Origin of the sequence: Streptomyces sp. NBC_01320 (assembly GCF_035974375.1) — a bacterium.
GTDB classification, from domain to species: domain Bacteria; phylum Actinomycetota; class Actinomycetes; order Streptomycetales; family Streptomycetaceae; genus Streptomyces; species Streptomyces yanii.
In genome coordinates, this window is sequence record NZ_CP108390.1 from 1,146,545 (window position 1) to 1,158,392 (window position 11,848).

The 11,848-nt window shown below is 67.2% G+C and carries 7 protein-coding genes and 1 pseudogene; 5 read left to right on the forward strand and 3 right to left on the reverse strand.

Features of this window, described 5'->3' with window-relative positions; genetic code table 11:
• Positions 1 to 11: 11 nt before the first annotated feature.
• The 3 genes from OG395_RS05740 to OG395_RS05750 are packed head-to-tail and all read right to left on the reverse strand — an operon-like array spanning position 12 to position 3,417.
• On the reverse strand, positions 12 to 1,067 hold the full coding sequence (locus OG395_RS05740; protein WP_327241903.1) for an aldo/keto reductase: 1,056 nt from the start codon (positions 1,065 to 1,067) through the stop codon (positions 12 to 14).
• A 29-nt stretch (positions 1,068 to 1,096) separates the two neighbouring features.
• Complete coding sequence (locus OG395_RS05745; RefSeq protein WP_326791673.1) at positions 1,097 to 1,852, reverse strand: SDR family NAD(P)-dependent oxidoreductase; 756 nt, start codon at positions 1,850 to 1,852, stop codon at positions 1,097 to 1,099.
• Positions 1,849 to 3,417, reverse strand: a complete 1,569-nt coding sequence (locus OG395_RS05750) for a purine-cytosine permease family protein (RefSeq protein WP_327241904.1) — start codon at positions 3,415 to 3,417, stop codon at positions 1,849 to 1,851. Before OG395_RS05750 ends, OG395_RS05745 begins: the two co-directional genes overlap by 4 nt.
• A 128-nt stretch (positions 3,418 to 3,545) precedes the next feature.
• Between OG395_RS05750 and OG395_RS05755 the strand changes: the two genes are divergently transcribed.
• The 5 genes and pseudogenes from OG395_RS05755 (at position 3,546) to OG395_RS05775 (ending at position 11,833) form a co-directional block, all read left to right on the forward strand.
• Positions 3,546 to 5,150, forward strand: a complete 1,605-nt coding sequence (locus OG395_RS05755; RefSeq protein WP_326791675.1) for a PucR family transcriptional regulator — start codon at positions 3,546 to 3,548, stop codon at positions 5,148 to 5,150.
• A 510-nt stretch (positions 5,151 to 5,660) separates the two neighbouring features.
• Positions 5,661 to 5,852: pseudogene (locus tag OG395_RS05760) on the forward strand (transposase domain-containing protein); the annotation flags it as partial.
• Positions 5,853 to 6,458: 606 nt separating this feature from the next.
• Entirely contained in the window at positions 6,459 to 7,901 is a 1,443-nt protein-coding gene (gene ltrA, locus OG395_RS05765) for a group II intron reverse transcriptase/maturase (RefSeq protein ID WP_327241905.1), read from the forward strand.
• Positions 7,902 to 7,911: 10 nt separating this feature from the next.
• The gene (locus OG395_RS05770) at positions 7,912 to 9,252 is read left to right on the forward strand and encodes an IS4 family transposase (RefSeq protein WP_327241906.1); all 1,341 of its coding nucleotides are present in this window, start codon (positions 7,912 to 7,914) and stop codon (positions 9,250 to 9,252) included.
• 259 nt (positions 9,253 to 9,511) lie between these two features.
• On the forward strand, positions 9,512 to 11,833 hold the full coding sequence (locus OG395_RS05775; RefSeq protein ID WP_327241907.1) for a serine/threonine-protein kinase: 2,322 nt from the start codon (positions 9,512 to 9,514) through the stop codon (positions 11,831 to 11,833).
• Positions 11,834 to 11,848: the final 15 nt, after the last annotated feature.

Here is an 11,848-nt window from a genome sequence, read left to right on the forward strand (position 1 = left end):
AAGAGTGTGCGTCACCAGTCGACGAATTCGGGTGGCGAGGCGCGCCAGGAGAGCGCGCTCAGTGCGGCGGACTCCTCGTCGGTGAGCCGAACCGCCGGGGCGAAGGAGGCCTGCGCCACGTCGTCGACTGTGGACGCACCGATCAGCGCCGCGGTGACACCGGGCTGGGCGAGGGTCCACGCGAGGGACACTGAGGCCACCGGCACGTGGTGAGCCGCGGCTATCTGCCGCAATCGCGCCAGGAGCGCGCTCCCCTCCGGCGTGCAGTACTGCGAGAGGTGCCGGGCGCGGGCTCCGGTGGGCGGCTTGCCGGGATCCACCGCGCCGCTCAGAAAGCCACCGGCGAGGCTGGAGTAGGTGACGATGCCGAGGTCTTCGCGGAGTGTGATGCGCTGCAGGGTCTCCTCGTACTCGTGCCGGTTCATCAGGTTGTATCGGGGCTGCTCAACCTGAATCCGTGGCAGGCCCGCCCGATCGGCGAGTTCGAGCAGCGGGCTCAACAGGTCGCCGTACCCGGCGAAGCCGCAGAAGTTCGAGGTCCCGACGGCCGCGACCTTGCCCGCACCGACCAGGTCGGCGAATGCCGTGAGCCACTCCTCCGCCTGCGCGGCAGGGTCCGGCCAGTGAGCGTAGAGCACGTCGATGTGGTCCGTGCGGAGCCTGCGCAGACTGGCTTCCACGGCCTTCATGATGTGGGCACGGTTCAGCCCTTCGCCGTCCGGGCCGTCCCACATGCGGGCTCGCACCTTGGTCGTCACGACGACGTCGTCGCGGCAGCCGCGACTGGCGAGCCATCGGCCCAGGATGTCCTCGGACACCCCGACGTGTGCCTTGTTGACCTCGAAGGACTCGACGCTCTGGTCGCCGCCGTACATGTTCGCGGTGTCCAGGAGGTTGCCGCCGGCGGCCATGTACGCGTCGAGAATCCGCATGGCGTCGACATCACTGGCCGTCCAGCCGAACTGCATCGTTCCCAAGGCCACGGGGCAGACGTTCTGGCCCGTCCGTCCGAGCGGACGACGGGCGGCGAGCGCGTCGCTCACCGGAGTTCTGAGAGGAACCGGCATCGTATTTCTCCTGACCCGAGTGCCGGCGCTCAGACGCCGCTGAAGTGCTGGCCGCCGTTGATGGCGATGTTCTGCCCGGTCACGTAGGAGGCTTCCGGTGAAGCGAGATGGGCCACGAGCCTGGAAACCTCCTCCGCCTCGCCCCAACGGCCCATCGGAATCGCCTTGCAGTCTTCGGCGATCTCCTCGGGTCCGTAGTCGGCCGCCATCCGGGTGGGCACGCTGCCGGGCGTGACGCTGTTGACGAGGATCTGTTCCGGCCCGAGTTCGACCGCGAGGTTGCGGGTGAACGACAGGAGCGCGCCCTTCGCCGCGCAGTAGGCGTACCCGAATCCGGGACCGCGCTGCGCCCATAGCGAGGAGATGATCACGATGCGGGGGTGCGCGCTTCTCCGTAGCCAGGGAAGCGCGGCGCGGCAGAGGTTGCGCGCCCCACCGACGTGGACGGCCATCGTGCGGTCCCAGTCCTCGTCGTCGGTGTCCTCCAGCCCCTGCTCGGTGTGGATGGTCCCGGCATTGGAGACCACGGCGTCGATGCCTCCCAGACGCCCGGCGACCCGGGCCACGGCCGACTCGACCTGCGCGCGGTTCGAGACGTCGCAGGTGACGGCCTCGATCTGTCCGCCCCGGCCGACGACACGCTCGCGGGTTTCTGCGAGGGCGTCCGCGTCGATGTCGAGCGCGCCGATCAGCGCTCCGGCGCGCGCGAGGTGTTCACAGTGTGTCCGGCCCATGCCCTGTCCGGCGCCGGTGACCACAACACGAATTCCGTTGAGTGCGTTCACATCGACTCCTCTGCGTCGACCGTGGGAATGGTGGTGGCCGGTGCCCTGCCGTCGGCCCGCGGGGCGACGATAGGAGCGGGCTCGCCTGCCGTATGCGATACGCCGAACCGGCCGCCGTCCGGGCCGAAGACATAGCTGGGCTCGGGGCAGAACCGCAGGACCACCGTGTAGACGACCGCGGCGGCGACCGCGCCGGACACCAGGCTCAGGTCGATTCCACCAGCGGCGTCGGCCCATGGTCCGGTCAAGATGGGCGGGGCGGCGCTGAACATGACGCCCACCGCCGAGCCGGCCATCCAGCTCCCGGCCGCACGCCAGTTGACGCCCCTGAAGAACCAGTACCGTCCACCGGTCTGTCCTCGGGTGAACACCTGGAGGTCGTCGGCCAGATAGTGGCCCCGGCGGTGAAAGTACCCGATCGCCATGATCACGATCCAGGGGGTCGTGATGACCACGAGCAGGACGAGGAAGCCGTTGACCACTGCCAGTGCGTCCCAGACGAACGTACCGAGATAGACCAGCGCCACCGACACCGCACCGATCAGCAGTGTCGACTGCTGACGGCTGAGCCGCGGAATGAGGGACGAGGTATCCAGACCCGTGCCGTAAAGGCCGACGGTTCCCTGGGCGACACCGGCGACACCGCCGAGGAGTACGAGACCGACCAGGTACCACCCCGGGGACTGGGCGATGAGTGCCGGGATGAAGTTGTGTGCCTGCTCGGCGAAGGTCGAGGCCACAAAGGTGCCCCACAGGATCGGCACGCCCATGCCGACGAGCCCACCGAGGAATGTCGCACCGGCCACGCGGCGCATGGGGTGCACCTCGGGATCGATGTAGCGGGCCCAGTCGCCGATGAACACTCCGTAGGAGATGACGACGGAGGCCATGAGCAGGGCGCTGGCGACGAAGGTGACGGAGAACGAACCGAAGGCGTAGTCGCCACCGGCGTAGCCGGGATCGAATGCGGGCGCGAACGCGAACAGCCCCACCAGGAGCACCACGCTCATCACCGGGACCATCACGGTCTCCTGGATGCGGGTCATCAGGTGCACGCCCCGCACCGCGATCGTCAGCACGATCGCGATCATCGCGGCGTAGCCGATACCGCGCCCGAGGTCCGTCGTGGCCGTGCCGGTGATCCGGTTGACCGTGCCGACCAGCGCGTCACCGCTCGTCCAGATGGTGATCGCCGTGAATCCGAGGGCGGAGAACAAGGCGAGGACCGTGCCGATGAACCGGCCGGCGACGCCGAAGTGCGCCCCCGAGGACACGGGGTTGTTGGTGCCGGTTCGCGGCGCGAAGATGCTCATCGGCGCGATGACGAGGGAGCCCACGAGGACACCGGCCAGGACCGAACCGACGGACGCCCACCAGCCGAGACCAAAGACGATCGGGAACGAGCCGAAGATGATCACGCTGTAGGTCAAGTCGCCGCCGTAGAGCACCGAGAAGATACGGCGCGGAGGGAAGGTGCGTTCCTCCGGCGGCACCGTGTCCACCCCGCGGTTCTCCATGGTGAAGGCCCGTGCCGGTGGCGCTCCCGACCGTGGATGCTGGGACATGGAGATTCCTCCAAGCTCAGGGAATGGTGATGGAGACCATTTGACTCAAGAGCGAGCAGGTAAACAATGCACAGGATGGTCAAGGAGGAGCGCCACTCGATGCGCTTCGCTAGGAGGATTCTCCAGGCATGAGAGTACGCGAGCTGGTCGAGTCCACACTGTTCGACGTTCGGGTGGCAGCCTGCGAGCATCGCCTGGACGAGGCCGTGCGATGGGTACATGTCACGGACCTCGCCGACCCGTCGCCGTACCTGCGCGGCGGTGAGCTGATCCTCACCAACGCGCTGTGGCATCACGGCCCGCAGGACTCGCGGCGCTTCGTGCGCGCGCTGGCATCGCACCGAGTCCACGCACTAGGCGTGGCCCTCTACGGCGATCAGGACGTTCCCACGGGCCTGATCGAGGCGTGCGAGGAGAGCGACGTGCTTTTGCTCGTCCTTCCCGATGTGCCGTTCATGGACATCACCGAGCAGGTGATCTCCAGCCTGCTGGAGGAGCGGCGTACCGCGGCGATGCGCTCGGTCGTTCTGGATTCGGAGCTTGCCACCCATCTGGCCACCGGGCACGGCGCGATGGCCGTTGTGGAGGTCATGTCCCGCGAACTCGGCGTGGCGTGCTGGGCTCTGCAGCGCAATGGCAAGGTGACGGCGCTCGAACCCCCACCGCTGGAAGCGATGACGCGTGTCTGGCACACCGGCTTCGAGCGGGCACGGCCCGTAGGGGACATCGGACAGGTCCTGCTGGCCGACGGCTGTCAGGTCACGTACGTCGTCATCGGTGATCCGTCGGCGCGGACCGAATCGGCGCCGAGTGTGCTGATGGTTTACGAGTGCGACGAAGCGACCGTGCAATCACGCGCCGACATCGCCGTCGCGCTCGTGGCGCGGTATCTGCCTCTCGGCCTCGGCCAAGAGGCGCAAGCGCAACGCCAGATCATCGCTGAGGAGCTCACCGCCCGGTTTCAACTCGGTTCGCTGCCGGGTGACGAAGCGGCCCGGCTACTCCTCGCAGTGGGAGCCGAGCGGGTATCCGCGGTGATCGTGGCACGGGGAAGCCGGTCGGTCCGGGCCGAGATCGACGCGATCGAGGCAGCGGCGCGATTCCACGGACTCACAGCGCTGGTCACGTTCGGCGAGGACGACCAGCTCGTGGCCTATGTCTACGACGCGAACGCGACACCGGACTCGCCTGCGGCTCGCGCGGCACCCACGATCGACATCCCTGGGCTGGCTGCGTCGGTCGTCGAGGCGATTCGGTGTGTCTGCGGCACGGCCACGCCGGTCGGAATCGCGGCAGCTTCTGAGGGCTCACCCGTGCTTCCACGGCTGTTGGCAGAGGCACGGCAGGCTCTCTTGGTCGCGGGCGCCGATCCACAGGGCAAGCAGTGGGCCGGCTCCGCGGACGTCGCCTCCCATCTGCTGCTGCTGGCCGTTGCCGACGAGGACACCCACCGGACACTGCGCAGTCAGTTGACCGTCCCCGTGATGGAGTACGACCGCAAGCACGGAACCGACCTCATCCACACGCTGACGGTGTACCTCGACACAGCCTGCTCGTGGCAGAGAGCTGCGCAGACGTTGCACATCCACGTCAACACTCTGAGATATCGCCTGGCTCGGATTGAACAGCTCACTCGGCGAGACCTGAGCCGCATGACCGACAGAGTCGACTTCTATCTGGCTCTGAGCTCACACCGCATGCACAAGAGTCGCGGTGCCGGTACGCCTGGATGATCTCGCGAACCCCGGCGAGGTCGTCCAGGTCGGCCGCGTCCGTACCGTCCCAGGGCCCCTCGCGGGGGATAGTTGCCGGATGCCGGGCGCAGCGGCCGCCCGCCCTGCAGCCAGGCGGGCAGCCTCCGTCTCTCCGTGCCGCCATTTCCCTGTACTTCTCCCCCACGCGTTGCTGTGGTCGAGATGGACGGCAGCCTTTCACCCGCCACTGACAACCGGCTGGCTGGGCGGCGCGCAGGCCGAAGAAGTACCCCTGCGGGTACTGATGTTGATGTATTGCGGTTGTCTGCTGTTCGGCCTTCCGCACGCCCGGCACGGGGCACCGGCCCACAGGCGAAGAAGAGCCCTGTGCCCGTACGCCCTCTGGTGGCCGCGCTGTTCACGGACGACGATGTCAACACCGTTGCGTTTGGCCCCTGAGCTGTACGTCAAGCCCTGCTGAACAGCGCAACGGGACCACCTGATAGATCAACGATCGGCGAAGAAAGTCGATCAAGGTCAGGGGTCCCGTTGCAGGAGAAATCTGTCATCACGTCCACGATCGAGACAGCCCGGGGTGTGTTCGCGCCGGGTCATCTGGGGGAGTTGACTCAGATCGTGGACTTTGCGCTGGTGGACTCGGTGCTGGAGGAAACCGGCCGGCGCGAGAAGCGCCTGCGACTGCTGCCTTCGCGGGTGGTGGTCTATTTCGTGCTCGCTGTGCGCAACGAGGTTCTACGTGTTCGAGCGGGGGTGAAAGGACCCTGCCGTTGGGCCGTCGCAGCGGCCTGATCGAAGCTGAGGGCAGTCTGATCCGGGGATCGCCGGGGAGGGCGGGAAGCAGTCCTGACAAAGCCGGGACGGATCGGTACTGCCAGACGGTCCGGGTTCGGCGAGCGAGGCCAAGAGGTGTAGCGGAAGCGAATCAGTGGTTGAAGTCCCGTAAGCGAAGTGCCGGCTCGAATCTGGTGGATCGGGGCCGGTCAGCAGCGCGTGACGGACGTCGTGAGGTGTCAGTCAACTCCGAAGCCGAGGAGCGAGGTCGGTGGGGAGGCCATGCCGAAGGTCTGCGGCGTAGGTATGGCGAGGCTGCCGGGGCAGAGCTGGGCGCCTACTTGGCCGATCGAGGCGTAGGGAACGTTGGAACCATCCGCGGCCGTCCGCGGCCCAGGCAGCCGGTCTGGGGGGCGGGCAGGTCCGTTGCCGACTGAGGGCCGTGGGATGGGGCGGAGTCCTCGTAGTAGTCCGCGCGCACGAGAGGTGCGTACATGGCGAAGGAGGACAGCAAGTTGGTGGCTGAAGGACTGGAAGGCTGGGAGGTTGTCGCCGGTGAACACCGACGAGCTGGAGCACGCCCTGTTCAGGGCGGAGCTGCGGGTACTGGAGATCCAGACCAAGCTGCACCGCTGGGCTCGCGGTGATCCTCATCGCAGGTTCGATGATCTTTTCAATCTTGTCGCCGATCCCGCGTTCCTTCTGGTGGCGTGGGACCGGGTGCGGGGTAACAAGGGTGCCAAGACCGCCGGGGTGGACGGCCGCACAGCGGCGTCGGTCACTGTGGGGACGGGCGTGGAGAGCTTTCTCGACGGGCTGCGGGCCTCGCTGAAGGACCGCAGTTTCCAACCCCAGCCGGTACGGGAGCGGATGATCCCCAAGGCGAACGGCAAGCTGCGTCGCCTGGGGATCGCTACCATCCGCGACCGGGTGGTCCAGGCAGCCTTGAAGCTGGTGCTGGAGCCGGTGTTCGAAGCGGACTTCCTCCCGTGCTCCTACGGGTTCCGTCCGATGCGCCGGGTCCACGACGCGGTGGCCGAGGTGCGCTACCTCTCCTCCCGCTCCTACGAGTGGATCGTTGAGGGAGACATCCAAGCCTGTTTCGACGAAATTTCGCATCCGGACCTGATGGACAGGGTGCGGGCGCGAGTCGGAGACAAACGTGTCCTGGCACTGGTGAAGGCGTTCCTCAAGGCGGGCATCCTCGGTGAGGACCGCGTGTTGCGGGAGAACAACGCCGGTACCCCACAGGGTTCGATCTTGTCCCCGTTGCTCAGCAACGTGGCCCTGTCGGTCCTGGACGGGTATATCGCCCAAGGACCGGGAGGTCCCGCTTCCAGTCAAGTGGAGCGCGGCAGACGTCGCCGTCACGGGCTGCCGAACTACCGGCTGGTCCGTTTCGCCGACGACTGGTGCCTGATGATCTCCGGCACCAGAGCCGATGCCGTGACCCTGCGGGAGGAGATCACCGACGTCCTGTCCACCAGGATGGGACTGCGGCTCTCACAGGAGAAGACCCTGATCACCCACATCGACGACGGGCTGAATTTCCTCGGGTGGCACATCCAGCGCCACCGAAAACGAGGCACCGACCGGTATTACGTCTACACCTACCCGGCCCGCAAGGCCCTCAAGGCCCTCAAGGCCCTGATGGCCAAGGTCAAGACCTGGTGCCGCGAGATGGACACGAGCCAGCCGCTCGACACCCTGCTCATCCGGCTCAACCAGATGCTGCGGGGCTGGTGCGCCTTCTTCCAACCCGGCGTGTCCAGTGCCACCTTCGGATACCTGGCGCATTACGCGCGTGAACAGGTCATCCGGTGGTTGCGCCGCAAACACCGCCGGATCACCTGGAAGGACCTCCATCGTCGCTTCTGCGACCCATGGGGATGGCCGACCGGGCAGGAGAGGGCACTGTTCAACCCCGAGAAGGTAGGCACGACCCGCTACCGGTACCGGGGCGCAGCGATCCCGACTCCCTGGGCGACCACAGGATGACGACCAATCAGTGAGCCCCCAGCGGGACTTGTGGAGAGCCCGTTGCGGTGAGAGCCGCACGGCGGGTTCGGGAAGCGGCCTGGGGAAACGGGCCGGTCTCACGACCGGAACCGCGCCCCAGGCCGACTTTCACCTCGCACTGTTCGAGCACCGCTCGTACCGCACGGTGTGGTCCAAACTGACCGCCGCCCTGACCCCGCTGGCCCTGGTGCGTCCCGCGGTCTCCTCGCTGACGCGGGCCAGGCGCAGGGTGGGGGCCGCACTTCTGCGGCGCCTGTTCGAGACACTGGCCGGGCCCGTCGCCCGCCCCGGTCAGGACGGGTCCTTCTACCGGGGCCTGCGCACGGTGGCCGTCGACGGGACCCTGCTGCACACCCCCGACGACGAGACGCTCACCTGGCGCTACCCCAAACGGGCCGGGGAGGGTCTGGAGTTCGGCTATCCGCTCCTACGGCTGCTGACCCTGGTCGAGTGCGGCACCCGCGCGCTCATAGCCGCCGCCTTCAAACCGGAGTCCGAGGGTGAACTCCCCTATGCCAAGCGGCTTCTGGCCGCCCTGGACAAGACGATGCTCCTGCTGGCCGACGCGGCCTTCGACGGCAACGAGTTCCTTGATGCCGTCCATCACAGCGGGGCGCGGTTCCTGGTGCGCTCCGGGGCCCGCCGTGTCCCCACCTCCGCCGAGCACCTGGGCGACGGCTCCTACATCGCCCGCATCGGCTACGGCGTCCTGCGGGTACTGCTGCCGGTACGCGTGATCGAGGCAACCCTCACCGTCACCTTGACCGATGGCACCGTCCGCACCGAGCAGTGGCGGCTGATCACCAACCTGCTGGACCCCGTCCGCTATCCGGCCGCCGAGCTCGTTGATCTCTATCACCGCAGGTGGCAGGCGGAAACTACGTATTTTTCGATCAAGGCCACGATGCTCGACGGACGCGTCCTGCGCTCCCGCAGCATCGATGGTCTCGACCAGGAGGTCTACGCCCTGCTCACCGCCTACCAGGCTCTGATCCGCGCCGGCGACGACGCCCTGACCGGTCGGCCGGAAGTACCCATGGAACGGATCAGTTTCACCGTCCTGCTGGCCGCCGCAACCGACACCGTCACCGCCGGCCATGGAATCTTCCCCAACACCCTCGTCGACCTGGTCGGCACGATCGGCCACGCGGCCCTGGACGCCCTCCTGCCCGCCCACCGACGGCAACGAGCGAAGGCCCGCACCCGCAAGAACCCCACCAGCAAGTACGAACCGAACGCCGGACAGCACCCCCAGAAGACCCAGAACTACACCGTCCGCACCACCGTCGCGTTCTTCGACCACGGCCTCAATAGCCGCTCACGGCGCTAACGCAACGGTGTTGACCATTACAAGTCCCCACCGACGAGCCCGGAGGCGGGTGCCGACCAACAGCGATGACTTTACGAGCCCCACAGGGGCGGCTCGCCTTCCCGCCCTGGGGCAGACTGCAGCATCCGCCTGGCGCCCTCAGCGCGCAGGGAGTCTAGGAGTCGCCCCGAAACGTCACCTCTCGGCTATAACATCCCAGTGCTGTCCGCCTGCTGCGGGCGGGCTTCTCGAGCAGTAGGACGACAGTTGGGAGTTTCCCGTGACGCTGCCTCAGCGTATAGGTCCGTACAGACCCCTGCACCAGATCGGTGCCGGCGGTATGGGCACGGTCTACTTCGCCTACCACCCCGTGAGCGGGCAGCCGTCTGCTATCAAGGTCCTCAGCTCGGCGTACGCCACCGACCAACAGTACCGACAGCGGTTCGCGCGTGAGGTCGAGGTCCTGCGGAAAGTTTCAGGCCCCTATCTGATCCCGCTGACGGACGCGGACACTGCAGCGGACATCCCGTGGCTGACGATGCCGTACGTGCGGGGCGAAACGCTGCAGCAGCACGTCCAAGCCCACGGGCCGCTCCGCGGAGAGAATCTCCTCACCTTCGCCGCCGCCGTCGCCCTTGCACTCGCCTACATCCACGCTGCCGGCGTCACGCACCGCGATCTCAAGCACGCGAACGTCATCCTCGCCGAAGACGGCCCGCGCGTCCTCGACTTCGGTATCGCTGGCCACGTCGACGCCACAGCCTTCACCCGCACGTCCTTGCCGCGGTCTGGAAGTCTTGGCTGGATGGCACCTGAGCAGCTGACTCTCGGGAAGACAACCCCGGCCTGCGACATCTTCGCGTGGGGTCTCCTGGTGGCCTACGCCGCGGCCGCAGCGCACCCTTTCGGGCTGCCCACCGCCATAGACCACCGCATCGTTCACGCGAAGCCCGACCTGGGTGCCGTCCCCGATCGGCTTCGGCGGCTGGTGTTGCGGGCTCTTCGCAAGGACCCCGCCGCGCGGCCCAGCGCTGCGCTGCTTGCCGAGCAGTCCGCGGACCTGCTGGGACCGGAAGGCACCGTGGTTTTCCCCACCGTCGCCTACACGCGCCAGGCCCCGTCAACCACGGCCGAAGACTCCGCGCTAACGCACAACCTGCCCTGGTCGATTGCCGACCCCGGAATCGACCTCACCAAGGCTCTCCCCTTTACTCGGACCGAAGGCTGGCGCATCCGATCCGAGACACAGGACTTCCTCAACGACGCCACAGCCACGCTGGCTCATCTCCGGGAGACACTGGACCGCACCAAGCCAGCACGCGTGGACACGTCCGACGCTCGCGCCGCTCTGGGTGTCGCCGACACCGCGCTTGCCACCGTACGTGAGCAGTACGACCGGGCTGGCGCCGCAGACTGCGAACCGGCATCCCGGGCCGTCGATGCGGCCACTGTCGCCACTGCCGACGTCCTCGCCACGCTGGCTGAGCAGCAGGCGGCACATCGTGAGCCGGGACGTCCGGTGCCGAGTTCTCGCGGACGGCGCAAAGCCTTCGTTGCCGCCGTGGCCGCTGTCGCCCTAGCCGGCAGCGCGGCCTACGCTATGGGGCGGTCCGCGAACCCGGCCGGAGGACAACGGCCGCGAGCGGCAGCTACCACGCCGAGCGCAGAGAAGAGCGCCGCCCCCACCCCCGCCACCGTCGCTCCTACCAGCAGCAGCCCCTCCCCCACGGACACCACGACGACCGTTCCTCCCGTTCACCCTGCGGCCCCTGTCACCCTGTTCGGCGGCCTGAAGCTCACGCTCCCAAGCTCCTGGTCCACACTTCCGGTGCCTCAGGACAGCCTGAACTTCGATGACGGCATGGACAGCAAATACGCGGTGGACCTGGTCCCCGCCGGTGCCAGCGGCACCGGCGGTCTGGCCGTGGAGTGGGCACCTGGAATGACCACCATCAAGGGAGGAGCCAACGGGAGCGAGAACGACAATTTTGGGATGTTCGACACGCGCTTCTCCACAGGTGGCCCCAACCCCTCCGCCGGCGGCACGTACGAATTCAACGGGGATGTTCGTCCGCAGACCGTCACACACGCCAGCGCGATGAAGCAGGTCAGCGTGGCGAACGAGGATGCTCAAGCATGGACTGTCCAAACCGACATCCTGCCGGACCACAACCACAAGCGGACCGCCGTCCACCGCGTATGGTTTCTGCCCTCCTCCCACTACGTGCTGTACGACTACGGAACCCTTGAGCCCAAGCGCGCAGCAGAGATCGAGGCCATCGTGAGGTCAGCAAAGATCACAACGATGGACATTCCGCTGGACTGTCTGGATGCGGTCGACCTCCTCGACACCTCGGCCGCCGGCGGCGACCTCGAGGGCGACGACCCGTCACAAAGCTGTCTCGACATGACCGTGAACTCCGCTGGCTCCGGGGACACGTCCTCGTCCGAGAACGCCCTGGATCCGGGAACAGCGAAGACAAAAACCGCCGCAGCCTGCCTCAGCCTGGTCAGCGAGTACAGCATCTCCTACGTGCAAGGCGACAGCGGCTACACCCGGGCTCGGCGGAACTGCGACTTCCCCCAGAAGCCGCTAGCCTGACCCGCCGACAACGGC